This window comes from Methylomonas sp. AM2-LC, from assembly GCF_039904985.1.
Lineage (GTDB): Bacteria > Pseudomonadota > Gammaproteobacteria > Methylococcales > Methylomonadaceae > Methylomonas.
The window spans coordinates 2,252,289-2,278,679 of sequence record NZ_CP157005.1 but is presented as its reverse complement, the minus strand read 5'-3'; the positions used below and the strand labels follow the sequence as shown (position 1 = coordinate 2,278,679).

Annotated in this window: 20 protein-coding genes; 13 read left to right on the top strand and 7 right to left on the bottom strand. The window is 43.3% G+C overall.

The window, feature by feature from the left end:
• Window positions 1-283: 283 nt before the first annotated feature.
• Window positions 284-1,318 (bottom strand): IS110 family transposase, encoded by a 1,035-nt coding sequence (locus ABH008_RS10340; protein WP_347985910.1) that lies wholly within the window; start codon window positions 1,316-1,318, stop codon window positions 284-286.
• A gap of 237 nt (window positions 1,319-1,555) precedes the next feature.
• Between ABH008_RS10340 and ABH008_RS10335 the strand changes: the two genes are divergently transcribed.
• The 5 genes from ABH008_RS10335 to ABH008_RS10315 all read left to right on the top strand — a co-directional run bounded on the left by ABH008_RS10335 (window position 1,556) and on the right by ABH008_RS10315 (window position 8,973).
• Complete coding sequence (locus tag ABH008_RS10335) at window positions 1,556-3,448, top strand: PAS domain S-box protein (protein WP_347989778.1); 1,893 nt, start codon at window positions 1,556-1,558, stop codon at window positions 3,446-3,448.
• A 233-nt stretch (window positions 3,449-3,681) separates the two neighbouring features.
• Window positions 3,682-4,905, top strand: a complete 1,224-nt coding sequence (locus ABH008_RS10330) for an HDOD domain-containing protein (RefSeq protein ID WP_347989777.1) — start codon at window positions 3,682-3,684, stop codon at window positions 4,903-4,905.
• 30 nt (window positions 4,906-4,935) lie between these two features.
• Entirely contained in the window at window positions 4,936-6,567 is a 1,632-nt protein-coding gene (locus ABH008_RS10325; RefSeq protein WP_347989776.1) for an HD domain-containing phosphohydrolase, read from the top strand.
• A 260-nt stretch (window positions 6,568-6,827) separates the two neighbouring features.
• On the top strand, window positions 6,828-8,162 hold the full coding sequence (locus ABH008_RS10320) for an ATP-binding protein (protein WP_347989775.1): 1,335 nt from the start codon (window positions 6,828-6,830) through the stop codon (window positions 8,160-8,162).
• 241 nt (window positions 8,163-8,403) lie between these two features.
• The gene (locus tag ABH008_RS10315) at window positions 8,404-8,973 is read left to right on the top strand and encodes a hypothetical protein (protein WP_347989774.1); all 570 of its coding nucleotides are present in this window, start codon (window positions 8,404-8,406) and stop codon (window positions 8,971-8,973) included.
• 520 nt (window positions 8,974-9,493) lie between these two features.
• Here the strand turns inward: ABH008_RS10315 and ABH008_RS10310 are convergent.
• Window positions 9,494-10,273, bottom strand: a complete 780-nt coding sequence (locus ABH008_RS10310; RefSeq protein ID WP_347989773.1) for a hypothetical protein — start codon at window positions 10,271-10,273, stop codon at window positions 9,494-9,496.
• A 339-nt stretch (window positions 10,274-10,612) separates the two neighbouring features.
• Between ABH008_RS10310 and ABH008_RS10305 the strand changes: the two genes are divergently transcribed.
• The 3 genes from ABH008_RS10305 (at window position 10,613) to ABH008_RS10295 (ending at window position 13,822) form a co-directional block, all read left to right on the top strand.
• On the top strand, window positions 10,613-11,215 hold the full coding sequence (locus ABH008_RS10305; protein ID WP_347989772.1) for a hypothetical protein: 603 nt from the start codon (window positions 10,613-10,615) through the stop codon (window positions 11,213-11,215).
• A 436-nt stretch (window positions 11,216-11,651) separates the two neighbouring features.
• The gene (locus ABH008_RS10300; protein ID WP_347989771.1) at window positions 11,652-12,221 is read left to right on the top strand and encodes a hypothetical protein; all 570 of its coding nucleotides are present in this window, start codon (window positions 11,652-11,654) and stop codon (window positions 12,219-12,221) included.
• Window positions 12,222-12,628: 407 nt separating this feature from the next.
• On the top strand, window positions 12,629-13,822 hold the full coding sequence (locus ABH008_RS10295; protein ID WP_347989770.1) for a methyl-accepting chemotaxis protein: 1,194 nt from the start codon (window positions 12,629-12,631) through the stop codon (window positions 13,820-13,822).
• A gap of 49 nt (window positions 13,823-13,871) precedes the next feature.
• Here the strand turns inward: ABH008_RS10295 and ABH008_RS10290 are convergent, their stop codons facing one another.
• Window positions 13,872-14,273: a DUF2934 domain-containing protein gene (locus tag ABH008_RS10290; RefSeq protein WP_347989769.1), complete on the bottom strand. Its 402-nt coding sequence runs from the start codon at window positions 14,271-14,273 to the stop codon at window positions 13,872-13,874.
• A 347-nt stretch (window positions 14,274-14,620) separates the two neighbouring features.
• On the opposite strand from ABH008_RS10290, the gene ABH008_RS10285 reads away from it, so the two are divergent.
• On the top strand, window positions 14,621-14,800 hold the full coding sequence (locus tag ABH008_RS10285; RefSeq protein WP_347989768.1) for a hypothetical protein: 180 nt from the start codon (window positions 14,621-14,623) through the stop codon (window positions 14,798-14,800).
• A gap of 209 nt (window positions 14,801-15,009) precedes the next feature.
• On the opposite strand, the gene ABH008_RS10280 is transcribed toward ABH008_RS10285, so the two are convergent.
• The 3 genes from ABH008_RS10280 to ABH008_RS10270 form a co-directional block, all read right to left on the bottom strand.
• Window positions 15,010-15,957 carry an NAD-dependent epimerase/dehydratase family protein gene (locus ABH008_RS10280; protein ID WP_347989767.1) on the bottom strand — a complete coding sequence of 316 codons (948 nt, stop codon included), beginning with the start codon at window positions 15,955-15,957 and terminating at the stop codon, window positions 15,010-15,012.
• A gap of 279 nt (window positions 15,958-16,236) precedes the next feature.
• Window positions 16,237-16,926 (bottom strand): response regulator, encoded by a 690-nt coding sequence (locus tag ABH008_RS10275; protein WP_347989766.1) that lies wholly within the window; start codon window positions 16,924-16,926, stop codon window positions 16,237-16,239.
• Window positions 16,923-18,290: an ATP-binding protein gene (locus tag ABH008_RS10270; RefSeq protein WP_347989765.1), complete on the bottom strand. Its 1,368-nt coding sequence runs from the start codon at window positions 18,288-18,290 to the stop codon at window positions 16,923-16,925. The genes ABH008_RS10275 and ABH008_RS10270 overlap by 4 nt, the downstream gene beginning before the upstream one ends.
• Before the next feature lie 841 nt (window positions 18,291-19,131).
• Here ABH008_RS10270 and ABH008_RS10265 point away from each other — a divergent pair.
• The 4 genes from ABH008_RS10265 to ABH008_RS10250 all read left to right on the top strand — a co-directional run bounded on the left by ABH008_RS10265 (window position 19,132) and on the right by ABH008_RS10250 (window position 25,270).
• Window positions 19,132-19,362, top strand: coding sequence for a hypothetical protein (locus tag ABH008_RS10265; RefSeq protein WP_347989764.1), 231 nt, complete (start codon window positions 19,132-19,134; stop codon window positions 19,360-19,362).
• A 191-nt stretch (window positions 19,363-19,553) separates the two neighbouring features.
• Window positions 19,554-20,639, top strand: coding sequence for an efflux RND transporter periplasmic adaptor subunit (locus tag ABH008_RS10260; protein ID WP_347989763.1), 1,086 nt, complete (start codon window positions 19,554-19,556; stop codon window positions 20,637-20,639).
• Between the two features lie 22 nt (window positions 20,640-20,661).
• Window positions 20,662-23,844, top strand: a complete 3,183-nt coding sequence (locus tag ABH008_RS10255) for an efflux RND transporter permease subunit (RefSeq protein ID WP_347989762.1) — start codon at window positions 20,662-20,664, stop codon at window positions 23,842-23,844.
• Window positions 23,837-25,270, top strand: coding sequence for an efflux transporter outer membrane subunit (locus tag ABH008_RS10250; protein WP_347989761.1), 1,434 nt, complete (start codon window positions 23,837-23,839; stop codon window positions 25,268-25,270). The genes ABH008_RS10255 and ABH008_RS10250 overlap by 8 nt, the downstream gene beginning before the upstream one ends.
• A gap of 271 nt (window positions 25,271-25,541) precedes the next feature.
• On the opposite strand, the gene ABH008_RS10245 is transcribed toward ABH008_RS10250, so the two are convergent.
• A complete protein-coding gene (locus ABH008_RS10245; RefSeq protein WP_347989760.1) occupies window positions 25,542-25,901 on the bottom strand; it encodes a hypothetical protein in 360 nt (119 codons plus the stop codon).
• Between the last annotated feature and the right edge of the window lie 490 nt (window positions 25,902-26,391).

Sequence of the window (26,391 nt, the reverse complement as noted above, 5' to 3'; positions counted from 1 at the left end):
TTGATTAATTTAACCACTGAACCTTGATGAACGTATTCGCGCGCTATTTCCACAAACATCCTAACGATTTTTAAAATCTATGTGCTTGAACGGGATAAATAGCACCGGTCTGACCTGTTGTTATCATCAATTGGATTTACTTGCCTCCGCAATCTGTTTTACTCTGTGTTACACCATTCACTTTTAATCATATCAACTGAGGGTTATCCACGCCTTACCCAACACCGGAACCCTTCTATCACGTGTAGGTGTTGGGTAAGGCGTGGATAACCCGGCCTACACGCTACGACATGACTACATCGGCGGACCTAACCTCATACCTCTTATTTTGTGTAGCCATTACCCACAAAATTCGGGCATTTTTATTGGCCAGTGCGACGGCCGCTTTGTTAAAACCACGTCGTTCAATTAGCGCCTGCAACCATCGACTTAGCGAGTCTGTTTTACCTTGGCAGTTTTTCAAGACTGATCGGGCGCCGTGAATCAGTAAAGTTCGCAGATAGCCATTACCTCGTTTACTGATACCCAACAACACCACCTTGTCACCACTCGTGTGCTGTTTGGGTACAATGCCTAAACTGGCTGCATAATTTTTGCTTTTGGTATAGCCTTTACCGTCCCCTATATCCGATGCAGCCATAGTAGCCGTAATGGCTCCTATACCTGGAACCTCTACAAATCGTTGACATAATTCGCTCTGAATACAGAGTTGATCAATCTGCTTATCATACTCTTTGATCGTTTTATCCAATTCCTTGAGTTTTTCAAGCTGTTTGGCAAACAGATTTCGACTGATCACGCTTAAACCATTCTCAGCATCTTCAATAATTTCAGTGAGGTGCGTTCTGAGCTGATTGATGCCTATAGGCAGCACAATTCCCCACTCACCTAAAAAACCCCGAATTCGATTCGCCACCGCCGTCCGTTCATCCACTGTACTTTGACGCAATCGATGCAGCATTTGAATATCTTGCTGCTCAAGCGTCTTAAGCGAAACTGTTCGTCTTTTCGGTTGGTGTGTTGCCGTCCAAATAGCCTCTGCATCGTTATAATCATTTTTATTGCCCACCACAAACCCTTTCACATAACGGGCATTCAGCAATACCACTTCATGCCCCAGTTTCTTGATTTCTCGCGCCCAATAATGCGAGCCTCCACAGGCTTCCATACCAATGATACTGACTGGCAAGTTCGCTATGTACGACAATAAATCCGCTCGCTTTACTTTCTTTTTAATCTGTTTCAGTTCAGCATTAAAACTCACCAGATGAAAAATGTTTTTTGCTAAATCTAAACCAATTACGTTATTCTTGATCATGGATTTCTCCTTACCCTTGTTTATTTGCCAGGTGCATTATGACACCGTTAGGGGTGGGGAGAAGTCCATGCCATCATCCTACGCAGTGGTTTGTTTTTACAACGATTTCTATGATTTCGATACTCAATCAATTGTCCGTTATTTTCTTTCAAAGTTTTAGCTAGCTCACATTAGCAGATTAAATTAACTGCTATACTCAATCGAAATTAAAACATCAGTTCAAGGGTATCGCTGCGCATGGCTGAAAGACTCAATACAAAACGTTTTTTTAGCTCGATTTTTACAATTATAGCGTTTATTTGCTTAGTGTTTTCCATATTACAGTGGTATAGCTTTAATGATATTGAAAGTAAACAACAGGAACTGACACAGCAGCAGCATAACGTGATGCTGGTTAAGGAGATCCGCAATCACGCAATCCAACTACAGCAGTATTTAACCAATGTTGCTGCCACACATCGCCAGCAAGGTTTTCAGGCTGCTGCCAGCCACTTGCATGCTTCGCAATTTGAATTACGGGAATTGTGTACCGACCTACCAAACTTAGCTGTACGTTGTGATGCCATAGAAAGGGAAATTATTTCAACGTATGAGATTGGTGTAAAAATGGATTGGGATTATATCAATCAGGGTATGGAAGCCGGCAATTTGCTCATGATTGAATTTGACAGCAAAAACGCTGCATTGACTGCTGAGCTAAGCGATTTGGCACAAATACTGAGCGCGGACTTAATGAACGATATGACAGACAACAGTATCACTCTGTATCTGAATCGATTAATTTTGATTTTATCCACACCGATGATCTTGGGCATATTGGGGGTGTTTATTGCAAAAACCAGTCGGATTATTAAAAGTAAAATGAACGACCTAAGAGATCGTACTGCGCAATTAAATACCATTCTGGATACCGCCGCCAGCGCCATTATTACCATAGACAAACATGCGGAAATTTTAAGTTTTAATCAGGCCGCCGAACTGATATTCGGCTATCAGCAGTCAGAAGCACTGGGCATGACTATCAATAGTTTAATACCTGCATTTATGAGTGATAAACAGGATAACTATTTACAACATTATCTGAAGACGGGTGATAAAAGCCAATTGGCAACTAGCCTTGAATTTGAAGCACTACGCAAAAACGGTGAGCATTTTCCGATTACTCTGCGCGTTAATCCCATGAAAATTCATGGACAAGTGTTTTTTTCCGGCGTAATAGATGACATTAGTGAAACTAAAACCCTGCAATCACAATTAAATCAGGCACAAAAACTAGAAGCCATTGGTCAGTTGGCATCGGGTATTGCGCATGAAATCAATACGCCTATCCAGTATATCGGTGACAATCTGATGTCTGTGTATGAAAATTTTAACGACATTATTGCTTTCCGCGAGGATTTGGATCAGTTAGGCGATGCCGATTTTAAACAGGCATTGCAGGCACTGGATAAGCGTTTTGATCTGCCTTATATTCTGGAAGATAGCCCAAAAGCAATTAAGCAAGCCAAAGAAGGTGTGGAAAGAGTGGCGGAAATTGTAAAAGCCATGAAAACTTTTTCTCATATTGATAGTGGCTTAACTTTAATGAATATTAATCTGCATGAAGCTCTAAATAGCACTTTGACCATTACCCGCAACAGTTACAAAAATATAGCCGATGTGGAAACAGATTTTGCAAACAATGTGGACTTTATAGAGTGTTATGCCAGCGAATTAAATCAGGTGTTTCTGAATCTGATTATTAATGCTACTCATGCTATTGAAGAAAAACAGCAGGGACGCGGCTTGATTAAAGTCAGTACCCGTAAACTGGATGAAAATACGGTTGAAATCCAAATTGCTGATAACGGTGCAGGTATTCCCGAAGCCATTAAGGAAAAAGTGTTTAATTTGTTTTTTACCACAAAACCCGTGGGCAAAGGTACCGGGCAGGGTTTAAGCTTGGCGCATAGTATCATTGTGGAAAAACATCGCGGTAAATTGTTTTTTGAATCAACAGTGGGTAAAGGTACCACCTTTCATCTGCAATTGCCGCTGTTGCAAGATAATAAAGTTAAGGTAGCGGAAACACAAAGGGTAGACAATTTTTTATTGGACAATCTAACTCCCACCTTGATGGAAACCACCTAGAAATGTTGAATTTATGTGATTGAAGACTAAGCTTGTTGATTATGGGTAAGTTTGGGTTAGGACCGGGGAATGGGTTTGTGTTTACTGGATTGGAATTTGCTTCGACGCTGGGTTTCATTGGCATTCAACCCAGCCTACGCCACATAACACCTTACGGCCCATTAATTTAAAATAACAATAACTACGCTGAATTGTACCCACTTTTATAAGCAGATTACTTAACTGGCTTGGACATGACAATTAAAAATATCTTGTTTGTTGACGATAATGAAAACATCATTAACGGTATCAGACGACAGTTACGACCTTACCGTGACGAATGGAATTTGTTTTTTGCCGCATCGGGCGGCGAAGCCTTGGCACTGATGGAAAAGCAACCCATCGATTTGATTGTATCCGACATGGTTATGTCGCAGATGCGTGGCGATGAATTGTTAAAACAGGTCAACCAAAAATATCCGGCTACAGTACGTATGATACTGAGTGGTTATACCGATGAAGAAACCTTGCGTAATGGCTTGGAGGTTGCTCATCAATATCTGAGCAAACCTTGTAGCGCAGAAGTATTGCGTGAGGTAATTACCCAGGTATTTAAAATTCAGGCCTGTGTGAGTAATCCGCTCATTATTGCCGGTATTGGCGATATCAACAGTCTGCCCACCCTGCCAAAAATTTATCATGATCTGAATCGTACTATTGCCGACGAAAATACTACCATGCAGGATGTGTCTGCAATTTTCTCACGCGATATGGTGCTGTCAGCAAAATTGTTGCAATTGGTCAATTCGCCCTATTTTGGTTTAAACCGCAAAATTTCCAGCCTGACTGAAGCGGTTAATCTGATTGGGGTAAAAAAATTAAGCAACTTGGTATTGTCTGTACATGTTCGCAATTCGTTTCCGGTCGATAACCCACATATCGAACGTTATATGGAGTATCTGTGGCTGGATGCTGCCCGCGTTTCGGACTTGGCCATGCTCATCGCATTATCTGAAGAGCAACCGGATGACCGTCCGCATCAAGCCTATTTGGGGGGGTTGCTGCATAATTTGGGTTTGCTGATTTTTCTGTCGCGGGGCGGCGATAAATTGAAAAAACTCATGGAGTTGACCAAAAACTCCACCAAACCCGTGTGTGAGTTGGAAACCGCTATTTTTGGTTTTACCCGTTGTGAAGCTGCGGCCTATGTATTAAGCCTGTGGAAAATTCCACCGCGTGTTATAGAATCCATTTTATTGCAAAAAACCCCTAATGAATCGGATTATGATGGTGTGAATGCCCTGACAGCTGTGCATGTAGCTGCTTGTTTATTGCGCCCTTCTGTGATGTTGGGCTATGACCGCCTGTTTGAAATTGACCTGAACGAAGACTATTTGCGCCGTATTAACAAATGGGACAGACTGCCGCATTGGCAGTTATTAGCCGATAAAGTGCTTAGTCAATATGAAAAAAAATAAACCCGCCTTACTCTTTAGTTTGGAATGCCCATGAACGCACCTATAGCGACTATTAGCCAAAAAATCCTGTTTGTGGATGATGAAGTGCTGTTGCTTGAGGGTATAAAACGCCAATTGCGCCGTGACCTGGATGTTGATATTGCCGAAGGCCCTCTGGCAGCGTTGACGTTATTGGCAGAACAGGGACCGTTTGCAGTGGTAGTGTCGGATTACAATATGCCTGACATGGATGGTATAGCCTTTCTGAATGAGGTATACACCCACTACCCTAAAACGGTACTGGTGATGTTAACCGGGCGCACTGAGTTGGATATTGCAGTAAACGCTTTACATAATGCGCATATTTCCCGGTTTTTGAACAAGCCCTGCCCCAAAGAAATTTTACTGGAAACTCTACAGGATGGTTTGGAGCAATACCGGTTACGCATTAGTGAAGAATTATTGCAAATTCAATTGCAACAAAGTAATGCCCAGCTTAATGAGTTGAACAATCATCTGGAAAGCCTAGTGGCGGAAAAAACCCTGACTTTGCAGATTCAGTACCAGTATGCGGCGCAAATGACCCGTATCAAGCATATTAACGAGATTGTGTCCGCCTATATTGCTACCCTGGAAAAACTCACCGGCCTGACTGATTTGCGTTTATGGCTGAGTCCTCACCAGGATGCCCAGTTTAGTTGTTATTATCCAGCCTTGTGTCCACACCTGAATTTTAATGCGCAAGCACTGAGCAACGGCTTACTGTCCACAACGCTTAAACATCGGCAAACCTGGTGTTTAGAGCCGGATACGACACTAGCAGTCGGTGAGCAGGAACAGGGTATTTTGGGTGATCGCTTGTTAATGCTGATACCCTTGGTTAACCAACAGGATGTATTGGGCTTACTAGTGTTAGCTGGTGATGCTCTCAAGCCGCTAAGCAGCGAAGTGCGTAATGCTGTGAACGGCATGACCGATATTACCGCGACCGCACTGCAAAGCTACTGGTATAGTGAAGCTCAGGAAGAAGCGCAGGATGCCATTATTACTTCGCTGGCTAAATTATCCGAATACCGTGATCCGGAAACCGGTGCGCATTTGGAGCGCCTAAAGCGCTACTGTTATTTGATTTGCCAGTATCTGGCTACTACCGACAAGTTTCGTGACATTGTCACTCCAGCCTTTAGTAAAGATTTGGTACGCTCTTCTCCCTTACATGATATTGGTAAGGTTGGCATTGTGGATGCCATTCTGAAAAAACCCGGCCGCCTGACGCCTGAAGAATTTGAAATCATGAAGCATCATGCGGCCATCGGCGGCGATACCTTGCGTAGCGTCTATGAAAAATATCCTTCTCAGAGTTTTATTAAATGCGGGATGGATGTGGCTTATGGTCACCACGAAAAATGGGATGGCAGTGGTTATCCCTTAGGCTTACAGGGTGAAGCAATTCCTTTGGTGGCGCGGATTCTGGCTTTGGTGGATGTGTATGACGCCCTCACCTGCCGACGCGTGTATAAGCCACCCTTTCCGCGTGAAAAAGCCAATAGTATTATTTTAGAAGGCAAAGGCAGCCATTTTGACCCGGATATGGTGGATGCTTTTATTGTTTTGGAAGCAGACTTTCATGCTATTTCCGAGCTGTTAGCAGACGTGATTGAGGAGCCAGTTGCTTTACAATAATGGATGTAATCAACGCTAATGAGTGGCATTAATGGTGACTGATACGCATATCTTCGTTCAGCACCTAGAGCGCGAATTAGCTTTTAGTACTAGAGTAGTTGGCAGATCACGCGGTATAACTAATGCTAAAGAATGGCATCGATAGCAACTGATGCGTATCACTTCGTTCAGCGCATCCTACAGCCATTGCTTGCTAAAATTTTTTACCACGCATAGTGACCCGGTTTTTGACTATTCTCACAACTACTTAAACTCTGACTATGTTTATCGATGACGAAGAAAAATCGACCATTCTGGTCATTGATCCTAATCCGATTTTGCGGGAACAACTGGACGAAATATTTAATGGCAATAAAGAAGCCAGTTTAAACCAGAATGCGGACAATTGTAGTTATGCCATTTTAGGTTGTGTAAGCTGCAGGACCGCTAAAGAACACGTTTATGAGCAATTGGCAGCGCATAGGCCGTTTCAGTTATTGTTTGTTGAATCGCAATTATGCGATGGGGATGGATTAAATCTGATAAGTGATTTATGGCGCATGGACGCTGATATTCATGTGGTGTTATGCAGTGCGGATAGCCAATTAAACTGGCAACACATAGTGGAGACTGTTGGTGAAAGCGATCAATTATTGTTTTTACAAAAACCCTTTAGTCTCTTGGCGTTGCGGCAGATTGTGCATGCGTTATTACGCAAATGGCAGTTGAATAAACAATCGCATAATGTGATGAAGTTTATGGAAAAGCAAATAATTGAACGTACTGAAGCGATTGCCGAAGCCAACCGCAATTTACATCAGGCCGAGAAACTAGCATCCATTGGTCAATTAGCGGCGGGCATTGCGCATGAAGTTAACACGCCGGCTCAATATGTCGGCGACAATATCAATGCACTCGGCTCTGTTTTTGACAGTTTAACTAAGCTGATAGATTTTTATCGGCAACAATTGCAATGTCTGGGTAATCCTGAACTAATACTGGAAATGCAGAAACGGGAGCAACGCGAAGATTTACCTTTCATCCTGGATGATACCCCCTTGGCTTTGCAACAATCGCGTGAAGGCATGGAACAGATTAGCCAGATTGTTCAGGCTATGAAAGGTTTTTCGCACGTGGGTGCGGGCACCCTGAGCCGTGTGAATATTAATTTATGTTTAGAAAACACCCTGATTATCGCTCGCAGCAGTTATAAATACATTGCGGATTTACATACTGAGTTTGGCGAAATTCCTTATATTGAATGTAACGCTGGCGAATTAAATCAGGTGTTTTTAAATATTATTGTCAATGCTGCTCATGCCATTGAAGATAGCAAAAAAGACCACGGTCTGATTAGCGTGATTACCCGCCCTACTGAAACAGGTATAGAGGTACGCATCTCTGACACGGGTACTGGCATCCCCAAACACATTCATGACCGAATTTATGACCCCTTTTTTACCACTAAAGTGGTGGGGCGAGGCAGTGGTCAGGGCTTGAATATTGCTTATCGGATTATCAAACAGCATCGTGGCAGCATACACTTTGAAACCGTAAGTGGCGAAGGGACAACGTTTATTGTTGCTTTGCATCAGCACCTGCCTTTGGTGGAGTGAGATTTAGCCAGCCTAATATGGGTGTAGGCAGCGCCGCCTATTCTGATAGCGTTGGCCGTCATGTAGAGTGCGTTTATTTACTATTCTCGAAACTATGCTATTTTTGTTATACCTTTGCGTAGTAAACCGACACTCTGCATAGCATGTGCACTTTATAACAAGCGACTCAACGCGTGGGAAAAATCAGACTGCTTTGTTAATCGCGGCAGAGAGACTTAAACAATAACAATCAGGTTAACAGATGAAAATAAAATCACTTCCCCTTATTATTTCTGCCTTACTAACATCCAGCTTGGCTTATGCTGTACCGAACGAAATACCAGCCACTATTACTAATACCTCGATATCGTCTAATGTGGATAACGGCTATGGTGCTTTGAAATGGACATTTGGTGAAGGCTTTTTTCCTGAACTCGTGGTGGGCTTTCGGCATGCATCGGTCAGCTCTAACGGCGATGTATATGGTGGCGATGCTTCTTTTGCCTTTAAAATTTTTGATGGTAAAAGCTGGGGGTTTTTACCCGGCAAATTTAGACTTAAATATTTTAACGGTGCTGATTATTTGCAAGCTGAAGTAGGTGGCGGTTATGATTTTGGCAAGAACAGTTTCTTTGTCGGCATCGGTGGTCAAGCACCTTTTTCTACACTGGGTTTAGATTACAGCTTTACGGCCAGCAATCCTTTAGAACCTTATTTTATGCTTAACTCGCTGGGGCAGTATACCAAACCGGGTACACGTCAGTTGCTAAGCTGTCCATCGGGCACACAACTGCTTGCAAATGGCAACTGTGCTTTTAACCAGCAAGTATAACAAGCTAACAGGGGCTAAGCTTTATGTGGCTAAATACCTCGGCAGAACTTTTTAGTGTGTTCTGGCGGGGTATCATAAATGCTATCAATAGGTTTTAGGGCTAATGGTGCGATTGGTACCTTTCTACATCCAACTAAAATTTTGAGCTTGATGGTTGTGATTAGGGCTTTATGGTGCGGTTCGTAAACTCACCGCACCCTACGTGCTATTATTAATTTTTGATACGTACTGGCGTGAATAGCTTCGACAGACTCAGGACGAACGGTTTTTTTCGTTATTAGCCATGTGTAGACGAGGTAGAAGATAACATATGCTATCGATAGATTTTAGGCCTATTGATGCGGTTCGTTCCTCACCACATCCTACGCAGGACTCCTCTTTGCCCTGTTTAATTTGCTTGGTGCATTTGACAGCGTTAGGGGTGGGAGGAGTCCATGTCATTATTCTATGCAACTAATACCGGTTTCATTACTGTCTAATAAAGGCCGAATCAGATTGCAATTGAGTTGTTTGCCAGGGCTTAATGGGGTTGCGTGACGACCATTTGCGCTTTGGCGTAGGCACCACGATAGCTGACCGGAAAGTCGTTAATTGCATTACCGGCAATCAGTTGTCCTATGACATTATTGCGCGATGTGTAGAAATTAACTACCGAACTAAAATCAAAATTGATCAGCGGAAATGTAGTGGCCATTTTTACTTCATGTTCGCTGCCAGCAAACCACCAATTAGCCAAAAATGGGCTGGGGTAAGTTGGATTGGTGACCGTGCCGTGCAAAAACCAGGTGGGTGAAGTAGCATCTAGTGGCGCTACGGCGGCATATAATTCGCTGGGGCCTTGTGCCGGGCTGTATTCATAGTCCAGACCACCAGCATACGCTGCGGGTACGCCAAAATGATTTAAGGCTTCCACCAGTTCTGGGACATTACTGGCGTAGGACAGGGTGTAGTTATTGATGCCGGTGTTGGGATTGCTGGCTGTACCATCCGGTGAAATTAATTCGATCCCCGTATGTGCCACCCTGCCCGGCCGCGCACGGTGATTTGCCACACTGATGCCCTGACAATCGGATACACGCACCACTAAATATGCTTGTGTGCCGTTGGTATCCAGAGCGAACTGCGCGGGGACCAATGCGCGGGCGCTACTGGCATCGACGGGTGCAACGCCTGCAAATTCGGTGCAGTTAGTAAAGTTGACGGTTAAGGCTTGGTGATGCGCGTGGTCGTCAGCATTGACGATAGGCGCAATGACTAGCGTTGGTAAGCTTAAGCAGAGGCTTAGTAGAAAGCGTTTCATGGTTCTCTCCATTTTATTATAAATATTAATGATTTGACTGTGTGTCGAGGCGATTTTAGACATATATCCAGCGGCTTGGCAAGTAATCGTCTATGCTCGGTTTTTGCGCACAACACACAGGGGGGATAACAGTAGCGTAATACCTGCTATGGATGCGTTTTAGGCCAAAGCATGCGCTTTGTTTCTTATCACAGTCTGCGAAACTTACTTTTTTTATTATTGTCAAAACTATGCTATTTTGTGTCTGCTCAGCGCTGTACGCCGACACTTTGCTGCATAGTAGTCCTACCATGGGCTGCTCAAAGCGGGTGACACATACAATAACAATTAGGTTACTCCATGAAATTAAACACACTACCGCTCATTATTTCTACTTTACTCAGTTCAAGCCTTGCCTTTGCTGTTGGCGATGCGCCGACTATTATCACGAATACGTCAATATCGTCTAATGTCGATAACGGTTACGGTGGTTTGAAATGGACGTTTGGTGACGGTTTTTTTCCAGACATCGTGGTGGGCTTTCGGCATGCGTCGGTCAGCTCTAACGGCGATGTATATGGTGGCGATGCTTCTTTTGCCTTTAAAATTTTTGATGGTAAAAGCTGGGGCTTTTTACCCGGCAAATTTAGACTTAAATATTTTAACGGTGCTGATTATTTGCAAGCTGAAGCCGGCGGCGGTTATGATTTTGGCAAGAACAGTTTCTTTGTCGGCATCGGTGGCCAGGCACCATTCTCTAATATTGGTTTAGATTATAACTTTACTGCTAGCAATCCTTTAGAACCTTATTTTATGCTTAACTCGATTGGTCAGTACACCAAACCGGGTACACGTCAGTTGCTGAGCTGTCCGACAGGTACGCAATTGGCAGCTAACGGTAGCTGTATCACCTTTTTAAATGCACCTATACTACAACAACCTAATAATGGCCAAGTTCTATAGCCTGAGTTTAGATAAACATCCACTAACTAGGTTATAGCCGTAAGGCTATGGTTTTTATCACTCTGTATGGTAACCTGGAAAAACCCGGCTTTTGTGCTTGGACTGGGCTTAGTACGAACGGTAAGCTATTGATATATAAATACCACCGTTCGCCCTGAGCCTTTCGACTTTGCTCAGGAGAGCCTTGTCGAAGGGTGGTTTTTTGGAAGTACCGGTAAATTTGTTAATGTCAGGAGACGCATCTATTGGAATAGATGCGCTGTCATTTTTTCAACACATCTTCTATTCCTCTGCTATTTTTGTTGGTACTCAGCGTAATCAACTGACAATCTGCTTGCCATGTTTATCCTACAACGACAGCTCGATATGCTTGAAGTGTTCGATATATTTGCTAAACGCGGCAGAGAGACTTAAACAATAACAATCAGGTTAACAGATGAAAATAAAATCACTTCCCCTTATTATTTCTGCCTTACTAACATCCAGCTTGGCTTATGCTGTACCGAACGAAATACCAGCCACTATTACTAATACTTCGATATCGTCTAATGTGGATAACGGCTATGGTGCTTTGAAATGGACATTTGGTGAGGGCTTTTTCCCTGAAATCGTGGTGGGCTTTCGGCATGCATCGGTCAGTTCTAACGGTGATGTATATGGTGGCGATGCCTCTTTTGCCTTTAAAGTTTTTGATGGTAAAAGCTGGGGGGTTTTACCGGGCAAATTTAGACTTAAATATTTTAACGGTGCGGATTATTTGCAAGCTGAAGCAGGCGGCGGTTATGACTTTGCCAAAAACAGTTTCTTTGTCGGCATCGGTGGCCAGGCACCTTTTTCTACGTTGGGTTTAGATTACAACTTTACGGCCAGCAATCCATTAGAGCCTTATTTTATGCTTAACTCGCTGGGACAGTATACCAAACCGGGTACACGTCAACTGTTGAGTTGTCCAGCAGGTACGCAACAGGCTGCCAATGGCAGTTGTGTGTTTAATAATTTTGGCTAAGCGCTTTTGCTTTGCTTAGATAGACGTCTGCAATTAATGATAGTGACTTTAAGCGATAGTACTTGGTCACTATCCACGTTTTTTTGAGCTTGTGCTGACGTGGTTAGTGTGTCAATCGCGATAGATGCGCTTCACTTTGTTCAGCACATCCTATATAGGGTGTTGGCATTTCTATAGTTATTCACTTCGATGCTGGATTTCGTTATTATTAAACGCCCATCTACGCCGCGATAAGGTTCAGTCAATCCAAGTGTCAGACTTGATAATTGCAGTTTTTTATCCTGACATATCCAACCTTGCATTGCATGGGTAAATTGCAAAAAATTTGCTATAAATTAAGCAAATTAAAGCAATATTTATCCATCCCATTCTACTCATTGAGTTTATACTGTTACTGAGGAGGATCGATGCAAACAATACACTCATTATTGAATCGGATTCGGCAATTTAACGTTCAGTTTTTTTTGCTGGTGGTACTGGTTTTGTCAGCTTTGCTCGGCATTAATCTGTGTGTGTTAAACGGTATTAACGGCATGCAGTTATGGCTGATTTCCGCAGGCTGTTTTGTGCTGATTGCGGCTTTTGCAGGCAATTTATATGTGCAAGTGCGGCGCTTACTGGGGGGTAGCCCTAACTATTTACGCAGTTTGATGCGTGATATTTCCAACGGCGAATTGCACGAAGAGTTGCAACTGGTTGATCTGGATAGTGACAGTATGCTGGCGGGGATTACCCTATTGCGCAATACCCTAATCAGCAGCGTAAAGCAACTTTATGCAAATACACGGGAAATTAATGCCGGTGTGCAACAAATGTCTGCTCAATATAACGAAATTAGTTTTGCCTCGCAAATGCAGACGCTTTCTACCCAGCAAACCACCGAATCGATTACCGAAATTCAGGCGCGTATCAACACCATTTCTAACATCGTCACTGAAACGGAAGTAATTTCGCATAGGGTAGTCAGTCAATCCGTTTACGGTGCTAATTTGTTAGCGGATAGCCTGAAAGGCATGGCTGAAATTAAAGTGATGATACAGGAAACTGCAGAACGGATTGGCCGCTTGCAGGATGGTTCCAGAAATATTCATGAAGTGATTAATTTAATCAAAGGCATCGCTGATCAAACTAATTTGCTGGCTTTAAACGCTGCAATTGAGGCGGCACGCGCGGGTGAACAGGGTCGTGGATTTGCGGTGGTGGCTGAAGAAGTGCGTAATTTGGCCAAGCACACCACTAAAGCTGCTGTCGATGTATCCCGAATGGTGAATGAGGTGCAGGAAGAAACTTATCAGGTTGTGATCTCTATGGAGCAGGTACAACCCATGATAGATACCGGCGTCAATCATTCGGAAGTGGCTGTGGATGCGTTAAAGACCATTGAACAACAGGCTGCACAAACTTTGCAGAAAATTAATTGTATTTCCGCAGCGGTACAGGATGAAATTAATCGTTCGGTGGATATTGTGGACAATTTGGGGCAGATTAACGAGATGCTAAAAGTAACGGATGCGGCGGTTGGGGCTGCTGCCAATACAACGGTGGGTCTGGAACGCTCGGTAGCGGGATTGGAATTGGCGGTAAAGCGGTTTAGTGCTTAAGGCTGTTAATCACCTAGTATGAAACATGCATGGCAAAGCCTGTGCTGGTTTACTGCTGTGGATGCCATTTGGCAATTAATTTTTTACATTCGGTTTTCCACAAACAGGTTTCGGACTGATTACACTCGGTATAGAAACAAGGCTCGTTTTTGCTGGCGACCTGTATGGCATGTATTAAATCGAGTACCTGAGTCAGACCGCTTGAATTGACCACCCCAACCGCTGTGGCCAGACGTTGCAAACCGATAACACTGACGCCGCCGTCTTCATACGCCAGCTGCAAATAGCGCTGAATCAGCATTTTACAAAACTCTTTTTCGGCTTGTAGCCAATCATCCAGCGCCCTGCCGGGTATAAATTGCCTGTGTTCTGCCAGAAAGTAGGCCGCCTCAGATACCCATAACTCACGGTAGGCTGCTTCCCGCAATCGCGATTCTGATCGTGCTTTCATCCGGGAACGATCATTAAAGCTATATCCAACATGCACAACCTCTAAAAATTAACAGTAGTGTAAGAAAATGTGGCGCTTTAGGTAAAAAGTTGAGACTGATTGGCTTTTGTTTAGTTCAAAAATTTACACTTTAACTGTGAGATAACTTACACAATTAGCTGATTTAAAAATACTGTATTTTTAGAAAAAAATACAAAATATTGATTTTAATAGATTTTATTATTTTGTTTGCCTCGATTTTATCGAGATTAGAGATTAAGCATTACCCTAAAGTACTATTTACATAGCCGATTGATGTGCGCTAAGCTTAGCTTATACGACTATCAACAGTAATGGGTAAACCTGAAATGATGACTATGCTGAAACTCTTTTTTGCAAAACCTGCGCAGTCGCATATATCCGATTTTTACTTTAGCCAGTTTTATCATAAGTTGGGTGCGGTTTATGTGTCAGTGAATGCGGCAATCGTGGCTTATAAAGCAGACCGTAAAGCCAAAAAAGCCATTAAGCGTTTTATAATCGGATAATTCTGTTAACGCGGCTAAGGTGCTTAGCGCTGTAAAGGCTTGCTGGGTTACGATGCGCAGATGTGTTATCTATGCTTTAAGTTTTAACAAATTGCGCACCTAACCCAGCCTACGGCCTTCAATTTTAGGGATTTATTGCAATTGGCTCAACCCATTTCAGCCATAGTATCTACGAGCATTGTTATCGCCAGATAGCAGTTTATAACACCCTAGGCAAAATAGTTTTGTTTTGCCCAGGTCACGGTGTCTTGAGTGGCTTGCTCTTCGCTCACCAGTTTGACATCAAACTCGGCACGAAAGCGACTGTCGTCCACAATAAAAGGCTCATTCCATTGATAGGTCATTTCGTTTAATTCGTGCAGCATAGGTATGACCAGTGCCAACGGCTTTAGCAACCAACCCGGCACCGACTTGATGTTAAGCGCGTGGTTGAGATAAGGGGCAAAGCGTTTTGCTAAGGCTCGGGTGGTGACTGCGGGTTGGCAGGGCAACATCCAAGTTTGACCGGTAGCGTGATCCCCTGCCCCGCCCAAGGCGGCAAGGCCTTGGGCTACATCGGGGATATAATGGTAGGTATGCACCACATCAACATTTAGGGGCATCATTATGGTCTTTCCGGCTAAAGCGGGTTTCCAGAAGAAATCGCCAAAAAAGGTTAAGTTGCCGCGTGGCCCATAAAAATCGGCTGCTCTACCACAAATGGCGCGAACTTGACCTTGTTGATGTGCTTTAAACAAGGATTCTGCCAGTTGGGCGCGTATTTCGCCTTTTTTGCTAGTGGGATTGATGGGAGTATTTTCGTTCATGGGCTTACCGTGGGTAGCGCCATATAGGTATAAATTGTCTAAAACCACCAATCGCGCACCGACACTGCCAGCTGCATCAATCAAGTTTTCCAAGTAAATCGGCAGAAGTTCATGCCATATTTTGGCCGAATACTCTGGGTTAATGCAGTGATAGACCACTTCTGCACCCATGCAGGCTTGGTAACAGAAAGCCGCGTCGGCAACATCGCCTAACATCAATTCAGCCTCTGCCGGCACAGTGGCGGGGCTACGTTTTACGATGCGCACCCGATGTCCGGCTTGTAGCAGGATTTGAGCTAAAAAAAAGCCAACTTGGCCAGCGCCGAAGATGACATGCAAGTCTGGATTCATTGTTTTTATCCTTGCTGCTTGATGATTTAATGATTGGAAATCTGCTACTATTGAATGAGCGTCATCGTTAAGATTATATTCAGTCTAAACGCAACGAGGTCTATTCGTCAACGAGACAATCTATTAGGACGTTAGGCTACAGCACACTGGATAGCTGTGCATTACTTCGATCAGAACATCATTCGGCTGTGAGCCAAGCGGAGTGCATACAACGCGATTAATGCGCCTTCTGGCATCGGCACATATAGGGGTTTAACGATATCTGTATAGTAAATATTTTTATTGTTTTACATCGGTGGCATCATAACGGTAGCCGGCACCGTAAACCGATTGAATTAATTCTTGTTCGGGAATTAAATCGGTTAGTTTTTTTCTTAATTTTTTGATATGGCTGTCTATGGTTCGATCTGAAACAATACGCTGATCCTGATAGATCATATCCATTAACTTTGAACGTGAAAAAATTCGACCGGGTTGCAGATACATGGTCTGTAACAGCTGAAATTCAACGGAGGTTAATTCCACGTCTTTACCTTCTGCCGATACTCGAAATGTATTCGGGTTTAGTTTTATTTTAGAGAGATTTGCTGTGGGCTGTTCCGCTTGTAATTGTTTGCGTCGTAATACGGCTTTGACACGCGCAACCATTTCGCGAAGACTATAGGGTTTACAAATATAATCATCTGCACCCAACTCCAGACCCAGCAAACGATCTATTTCTTCTATACGCGCCGTAATCATAATGATAGGTACGTTACTGAAAGCACGAATTTCGCGGCAAATATCCAGACCATCGCAACCTGGCAGCATTAAATCCAACAAGATTAAATCCGTAATATTTTGCTTAAACCAGGGTACAACTTCATAACCATTTTTTAAGCTATCGACATTAAAGCCCGCGTTTTGTAAATATTCGAGCTGTAAATTTGCCAGTTTTACTTCATCTTCAACAATCAGAATACGGTTCATACGCTCAGTGGAAATTCTAAGTGAATAGTTAACCCTTTCAGGGCGGAAGGTAAAGCTTGAATAGAACCATTATGCGCTTTGACTATATTGCTGCATATTGCCAAACCTAATCCAGCGCCACCTGGATGATGGTTAAACGAACTGTCTTGACGATAAAAGCGATCAAACAACTTAGGGATTTCGCTTTCCGGTACGCCTGGAGCGCTGTCAGAAAAATTGAGTTGCAGATTATCCTTTTCCAAGGAAATAGTAATGGCTAATTGACCATTTCTATCTGTGTAGTTTGCACTGTTTTTAAGCAAATTCCGGTACAGTTGTGACAAACGGTCTGGATCGGCGTAGATACTGACGGGATGCGCTAAATTTTCTTTCCATAACACCTGGATGTTTTTGTTTTGGAAATCGGGTTGTATGGCGTCCAAATCGTCTTTTAACAGCTCGATGGGATCAACATGGGTTTTGCGATAACTTAACGCGCCTTCATCCGACAACGACAGAAGATAGAGATCTTCTGTTAAACGGTTAAGCCGCATCACATCGGCAAACAGTGAATCGATTGCCGCTGCGTTTAAAGGGCGTATACCGTCTTGTAAGGCTTCTAATTCACCACGTAAAACGGCTAAAGGCGTCCTGAATTCGTGTGAAATATCGGCCACCCAACGGCGTCTGGCTTGTTCCGAATGCTGCAATGCGGCAGCCATATCGTTAAAATCGCGTGCTAATTGTCCGAGTTCATCCCCTGAATCAAGCGGGAGACGCATATCGTAGCGCCCCACTGCTAAGGCTTTTGCGGCGCTGGTAATCAGCTTGATTGGTCGACCTAAAATATAGGCTAATAATAAGGCCAGCCCGGCAGACAAACCTATCATTAACAATGCAATCCAGATAAACGATTCTGATTGCCGCTCTAAAAACTGTGTTTCACTGACATGGCTAACTGCTTTTCCGGGAAGTAACCCCAGGTATCCGACAATCTGTTCTTGATAGAGTATGGGTAGTAAGGTGAGTTGTGGCAACGACTCTTCACGACCAAAAATGATTTTTTTCTCGCCATCCAATAGCATTACACGTAATTCCAGCGGTGGAAACAGTCTTTTTTCGGATTCTTGGACGATGGCTGGCGGCCAATCACTTTTAGGCTCTTCTAAAGCTTGCTTAATCCAGGCTGGGGAGCGCAGGCGTGGGTTGGATTGCAACAACAAATCAATCCACTTTTGTTTGTCGCCTGATAGTTTGCTCCAATTCTGCTGGCTTGCATAGTAATCGGAAAGTCCTTCGACCAGATGATAAACCCCCTCTTTTTGCCTAGTCTCTATGAAATCTGAAAAACCCTGATGTAAAGACCAGCGCATAAACAGATACATGCCGGAAACCACAAAAAATGTCGTTGCAAGAAAGGTTAAAAATAATTTGAATCGGACTGATTTGAATATAAATGCTGTCATGGAATGAATTTTAAACCGTATATACCCTATTTATTATATTTATTTTCGACTGTGAGCGGACATGCTAATCGCTTCACCATTTATTTGGGGGTAAAACAAATAATCGGTTTTCCACAGTTAATGTAACGACAAAATGCTTAAAAAATTGGGAGGAAATGTGCAAATACAGTGAAAGTATGCATCGTAACGGGATTATTAAAACCATCAGCCCCGAATGGCACTGACTTATGCGAATTTTCTTTAATATTCAAAGATATAATTACGTAGGACATGGTGAGGCACGAACCGCATCTTCCGCGAATTAGGCATAAGCTGAATGTTCAGCCGACTTGATGCGGTTCGTTACCTCACCACATCCTACAGGTATGCCATTGTTAATAAAGGTAAACAGGCTTAAGTCAGTGCCATTCCCATCAGCCCCTTTAAGTTACCGGCAATGACTATTGTCCGGGCAAACAATTCATCTCAGTTTGCATACGCTCTTGACGGTATCTGCCTGATCAACATTGGTGCTTGCACGAAATTTACACATTTCCTTCAAATTGTTTGCGCTTTTCATCGGTAGTGTAAGTATCCAGAACCGAAGGTCCTGTTTTGCATCCTTCAGCATAGAAAAAACCGCCATGTACGAAAAAATGTCTAGTATTAAAGGGTACTATCCATCTGTATAGCGGCAATGTCTATGCTTACTGGTTTTAATGGATGGCGGTATGAGAAAGCATGCAATCACAGTCATTTAACAACGAGATTAAGAATGTTAATGAACAAATTAGAAAACAGCCCATTAGCTGGAAAAAAGAGCAAATTATCCGTTATTGAACAAGCAGTACAACGCGCCGATCGCGATGGAGTGCCTAAGGCTGCAGCGGATTTTGGGATTCCTGAATCCACTTTGGAAGCTTGGCGGGAAAATCTACGTCTGGTCGATGAAGTGGCATTGTTGGAGATATCAACCACCCATTTTTTAAACAACCCCAGATTCAGCCATTAAATGATAGCTACTATTAATCGTTTCATAAGTTCTCGCGTGGAAAACACCCTGCATGCTTCGACAAACGCTGGACGTACGGTTTTTTTCATGATCAGCCTTAGGGATATAGACCGCGAAACTTTTGCAACGATTAATATTAGAAATATTTAGTGTACGGAACTTAAAGCATCAAGTATGAGATACAACATAAAATGATTACGAAAACATCTGTAGTTCTAGTCTTAATTGCCACTTTACTAAGTGGTTGCCAACATGCAGACACGGAGGAAAAGGAAGAAATGCCTACACTGGAGGCAACCACACCTTTACGAGAAGACACTGACGTTACCAAAGAATATGTCTGTCAAATCCATGCCATTAGACATATTGAAGTACGTGCATTGGAAAGAGGTTACTTACAGAATATTTTTGTAGATGAAGGACAATTGGTGCCTAAGGGACACCCTATGTTTAAGATCATGCCCAATATTTATCAGGCAGAGTTGCTAAAAGAGCAAGCCGAAGCCAGTACCATGAATATTGAATACCTGAATACCAAAGGTTTGGCGGATCAAAAAATCGTTTCTCCAAATGAATTGGCTTTGGCAAAGGCAAAGTTAGACAAAGCGAATGCGGAAGTAAAACTAGCGGAAACCCATTTGGGCTTTACCGATGTTAATGCGCCTTTTGAAGGCATTATGGACCATTTGAACGTGAGAAACGGCAGTTTGGTTGAAGAAGGTGCGTTGCTGACCACCCTTTCTGATATTAGCAAACTGTGGGTGTATTTCAACGTGCCGGAAGCCGAATATCTGGATTATAAGCAGCACAAAAATGATCGCGCTTCCACCACCGTGCGCTTAAAAATGGCCAATGGGCAAATTTTTAATGAAAACGGCATTATTGAAACCATAGAAGCGGATTTTGATAATACTGCTGGTAATATTGAATTTCGTGCCACGTTCTCTAATCCTGACAAACTGTTACGGCATGGTGAAACCGGCACTATCTTAATGGAGAAGCCGTACAAAAACGCGATGCTGATCCCGCAAAAAGCTGTATTCGAAATTATGGATAAAAGCTATGTGTACATTATTAATAAAGAACAGAAACTTGAACAACGACTGATTAAAATCGAAGTGGATATACCCAATCTGTTTATCATTAAAGAGGGCTTGCAGGACGATGACAAGATTTTGATCGACGGCTTACGCAAAGTACACGCCGGACAAGAAGTGAAAATTGATTTAAGGCCCCCAGAAAAGGTTCGCTCAGAGTTGAAATTGTATACCGAGTAACCATTTTTATAAGAGATCAATCATGTTTAATGTATTTATCAAAAGACCGGTGATGGCGATTGTGTTATCACTTGTGTTTCTATTTATGGGTGTGTTGGCGATTCGAAGTTTGCCAATTGCCCAGTTCCCGGATATTGCGCCGCCACGGGTCACGGTTGCGTTATCGTTTCCAGGCTCCAGTGCCGACGTGCTGGTCAAATCGTCCCTGATTATGATAGAACGCGCCATCAATGGCGTACCCGGCATGCGATACATCACCTCGGATGCGACCAGTGCGGGCGAATCAACCATTCAAGTGTATTTTAATCTGGGCGTTGATCCTAATATCGCCATGGTTAACGTAAAAACGCGTGTGGACCAGATGATGAGCCGACTGCCTAAACTGGTACAGTTGGAAGGCGTTATCGTGAACTTTGTTCAGCCCAGTATGCTGATGTACGTTAACTTGTACAGTAAAGACAAGAACGCGGATCAGAAGCTGTTATTTAACTATGCCTATGTCAATGTTATTCCGGAAATTCAGCGTATTACCGGTATTGCCCAAGCAACCATATTGGGTGCCCGTCAATATGCGATGCGGATTTGGCTGAATCCAGACCGGATGCGGGCCTATAGTGTCTCGGTAGACGAGGTGATGGATGCCATTGGCGATCAAAGTATTATCGGACGTCCGGGAAGGTTGGGCCAAAGTACCGGTCTTGCTGCACAGGCCAAAGAATATGTGTTGGTATATAAAGGACGTTTCAACAAGCCGGAAGAATATGGTGACATTATTATCCGGGCCACCCCGACAGGTGAGATTCTGCGCATTAAAGACGTTGCCAGGGTTGATCTAAACAGCGAGTTTTATAATATCTACTCGGATAAAGACGGCTACCCTTCGGCATCTATCGTACTTAAACAAAACTACGGCACGAATGCGCAAAAGGTTATCGAAGATGTGAAGATAAAACTGGAAGAGTTGAAAAAAACCTTCCCGGAGGGCATGGACTACGAAATCAACTACGATGTCTCTAGATTCGTTGAAGCATCGGTTGAAAAAGTGCTGCACACCTTGGCCGAAGCGTTCGTGCTGGTGTCTTTGGTGGTGTTTATTTTCTTGGGCGACTGGCGCTCTACCCTGATTCCCCTGCTTGCGGTTCCAGTTTCGTTAATCGGGGCATTTGCGGTGATGTCGGCATTCGGGCTTTCGATTAACTTGATTACGCTGTTTGCCTTGGTGCTGGCCATCGGGATTGTGGTGGATGACGCCATCGTGGTGGTGGAGGCGGTGCATGCAAAAATGGAAGCTGAGCATTGCACGCCGTATGTCGCTTCCAGAAAAGTATTGGGCGAAATCGGTGGTGCTATTGTGGCGATCACATTGGTGATGGTGTCGGTGTTTATCCCTATTGCCTTTATGTCTGGCCCGGTCGGCGTATTTTATCGGCAGTTTGGTATTGCCATGGCATCGTCCATCGTTATTTCAGCGATTGTGGCGTTATCGCTATCGCCAGTGCTGTGCGCGATGATCCTTAAAAGCAATCATGGACAACCGAAACGGAGAACACCGATCAGTATGTTCATTGATGCATTCAACGCTGTTTTTGAAAAGATTACCGGCCGCTATATTAAATTCCTCAATGCAGTCATCATGAGACGAATGCTAACCTTATTGATTTTAGGTGGATTTAGCTTCGGTATTTATTCTGTCAGTTTAACCTTGCCTTCCGGTTTTATTCCGGGTGAAGACCAAGGCATGATTTATGCGATTATTCAGACACCGCCGGGTTCAACCATTGAGGTGACCAACAAAGTGGCACGGCAGCTGGAAGAGATTGCCGAAAAAATTGATGGCGTGCAATCGGTTTCTTCTTTAGCGGGCTATGAAGTACTGACTGAAGGCCGTGGTTCGAATGCGGGTACCTGTATTATCAACCTGAAAGATTGGTCGCAGCGTAAACATTCCGTACAGGATATCATCAGCATATTGGAGGAAAAAACCCATGACATTGGTGCCGTTATTGAGTATTTCCAACCTCCGGCAGTACCGGGTTACGGTGCGGCATCCGGCTTGGCATTTCGTTTATTAGACAAAACCATAGACACGGATTATTTTGAGTTTGACAAAATTAACCATACCTTTATGGATGCCATGCGTGAGCGTAAGGAGTTGACTGGATTATTTACCTTTTATGCGGCCAATTATCCGCAATACGAACTGGTTATTGATAATAAACTGGCCATGCAAAAAGGGGTTACCATCGATAAAGCCATGAATAATCTTGACATTATGATTGGTAGTACCTACGAGCAAGGCTTTATTCGTTTCAATAACTTTTTTAAAGTTTATGCACAAGCGCTGCCCGAATTCCGCCGCTCCCCTGAAGATGTGTTGAAGTATTTCGTGAAAAACGATAAAGGCGATATGGTGCCTTACTCGGCCTTTATGACCATGAAGAAAACGCAAGGACCTAACGAGATTACTCGTTACAACCTCTACAATTCTGCGGCTATTCGTGCCGAGCCGGCTGCGGGTTATACCACCGGCGCTGCCATCAAGGCTATCCAGGAAGTGGCTGCTGAAGTATTACCGAAAGGCTTTGATGTGGCCTGGGAAGGCTTGTCGTTTGACGAAGCCCGCCGTGGTACCGAAGCGATAGAGATTTTCGTGATTGTTATCGTGTTTGTGTATCTGGTGCTGGCGGCACAGTACGAAAGTTTTGTGTTGCCGTTAATTGTTATATTTTCGCTGCCACCCGGTATTTTTGGTGCGTTCTTCCTGCTGAAAACCTTAGGTTTAGCCAACGACGTCTATTCCCAGCTGGGGTTGGTGATGCTGATTGGTTTGCTGGGCAAAAACGCGGTATTGATTGTGGAGTTTGCGGTGCAGAAACAAGCCCAAGGCATGTCTGTTAAAGAAGCGGCGATTGAGGGCGCGAAAGCACGGTTTAGACCTATCCTGATGACCTCATTTGCGTTTATAGCCGGTTTGATTCCCTTGGCCATGGCAACCGGTGCAGGCGCTGTGGGTAACAGAACCATAGGTACCTCTTCGCTGGGCGGGATGCTTTTCGGTACCGTGTTTGGCGTTATTATTATTCCAGGACTTTATTACATATTTGCAAAAATGATAGAAGGTAAAACTTTAATTAAAAACGAAGATATTGATCCTTTAACAGAAACTTATCACTATGGTTCCGGCGATGAAAACGATTATGACTAAAATTTTTCATCCAATCGCATTAGGCTTGCTGGGCTTGATGATGCAAGCCTGCGGTATTCCTGACTTGACTGTCAAAAACGAAGATACTCATCTTCCTGAGCAGTTTAAAACAGATCTTACCGAACAGAGCACGGGTGGCCCGGTAGTGAAATGGAAGGATTTTTTTGAAGATCCCAATCTATTAAGCTTGATTGACATAGCCATTGTTAATAACAAAGAAGTGAATATGATGCTGCAACGAATTAGCGTTGCAGAAAATGAGATTCAAGCGCGTAAAGGTCAATATTTACCCTTTGTTAAGTTAGGTGCTGCTGCGGAAGGCGAAAAAGTGGGTGACTTTACCCGCAATGGCGCGGTTGAAAATAGCCTGATGTTAAAAAACGGCCAGGCCTTCCCTACCGTGTTGGGTGATTACCGCTTTGGGCTGTTTTCTACCTGGGAAATTGACGTTTGGAAAAAGCTGAGAAATTCGGCGCAGGTAGCTGTGCTGGAATTTATGGCCACCAACGAAGGTAAAAACTTTTTGGTGACAAATCTGGTCTCTGAAGTGGCACATTCTTATTATGAACTGCTGGCCTTGGATAATCAGCTGGATAATTTAGTCCAAAATATCACTATCCAGCAAAATGGTTTGGAGATTGTCAAGCAACTACAGTTTTTTGCAAGAACCAGTACCCTGGCGGTGAAACGTTACGAAGCGGAAGTGGCCAAAAACCAAAGTAAAATGTATGAAATTAAGCAGCAGATTACTGTGGTTGAAAATCGTATCAATTATTTATTGGGACGTACACCACAGCCTATTCAGCGTGCTTCGTCAGGTTTTATGGAGTTAAAACCTAAATTTATTCAGGCCGGTATTCCGTCGCAGTTGTTGCAAAACAGACCGGATATTAGAAAAGCGGAGTTGGAACTGTCTGCGGCGAAGTTAAATATCGATGTCGCTAAAGCTAATTTCTATCCGTCTTTTGGCATTAACGCGGGTATCGGTTTTGATGCGTTTGCGCTTAAATATTTGATTAATACGCCGGAGTCTTTAGCGGCCTCTATTGCTGGTGAGTTGGTGGCGCCGGTGGTTAACAAAAATGCCATCATCGCCGAGTATAAAAACTCGAACGCTAAGCAGATTCAAGCGGCGTATGAGTATGAGCAGAGTATTATTAACGCGTTTACCGAAGTGGCCAATCAGCTTTCGAATATTGATAATCTGGATAAAAATTATCATCTTAAAAGAGGCCAAGTAGATGCACTGGTCAAGTCCATCGATATCTCTGTGCAGCTGTTTAAATCGGCGCGTACCGATTATCTGGATGTGTTATTAACACAAAGGGATGCGCTAGAAGCCAAAAAAGAGTTGATTGAAACCAAACAGAAGCAAATTATCGCCATGGTGGATTTGTATAAATCGCTGGGTGGTGGTTGGCAGTAGATTGGCCGGGTTGGGTTAGCTCGATAGAGGTAACCCAATCTACGATTTCTTTTGCTAAGACGACATGTTGGGTTATGGCTTGCGGGTAATCTGATCTAAGTTTTGAGTTTGATGGTGGGGATTGAGGCTTTTGGTGGGGTTGGTGGCCAGGCCGCATGGGAAGCTTTTCATGCCCATGATTACGCTGACGCTAATCGTGGCTACGCCGGTTATATTCAACTTTAATGATATTTATATGCAAATTAATAGCATTGTTAAATTTGTGTATTATTTATTTTTTATTAGTTTCGTTTTGGATAAATTCACATAAAGCAAAAAGAGCACTTTCAGGGCAATCTATTCGTTTTTGTTTAGGAAGTTTGGCTGCAGTTGTATAATAATCTAAATGTCTATGTGGCCTATTGACTCGACCTCCTTCTTCTAGAAGATTATCATAATATTTATTCCTTTTATCAATAAATTGAGATTTACTGATTAAATACCGATCAGCAACTTCACAAATAAAAGTATTTTTTTTGCACGAATAACATTCTACTGATGGTCCAAAAGACTCAGGGCCAAATTTGCTTCCTGTTTGCAATGCTTTAGACCAATTTAAAGGGCAGCCTGTTTCAATCTTATCGTTATTCATAAGTACCCATAATGGAATTGCTAGGAAATGGGTGAAGATGAGTCAGCTTGTGCCGAAAAATCGGGTTGAGCGACAAGTTATTAGCTAACTTCTTGGAAATCATAGTGATATGCCTGTATTTTTAAAATATCACCCGTTTGCATTTCAATCCAATAAAATTGACCATCAAACTTAACAGTATTAATACAGGATGAATCACCCCATTGTGAATGGTGAGGAATTTCGGCATTTGTAACATTTTCAAAAATAAGTATGCATGGCTTTGCTTTTATTGTCGGATCTAGGAATACGTCCAATTTTATCGTTACACGCTTTTGAGTCCAACTAAAAGTTATCTCTTGTACGACTGAGATAAAGGGCCGATGTGCCAACCCAACTAACAATTGAGCTGATTAAGGCTTTATGGTGCGGTTCGTGACCTCACCGCACCCTACGAGCTTAGAAAACCTGTTGCCATCTAATAGCCAATTGAAAGGTAAGGTTTTGGGCC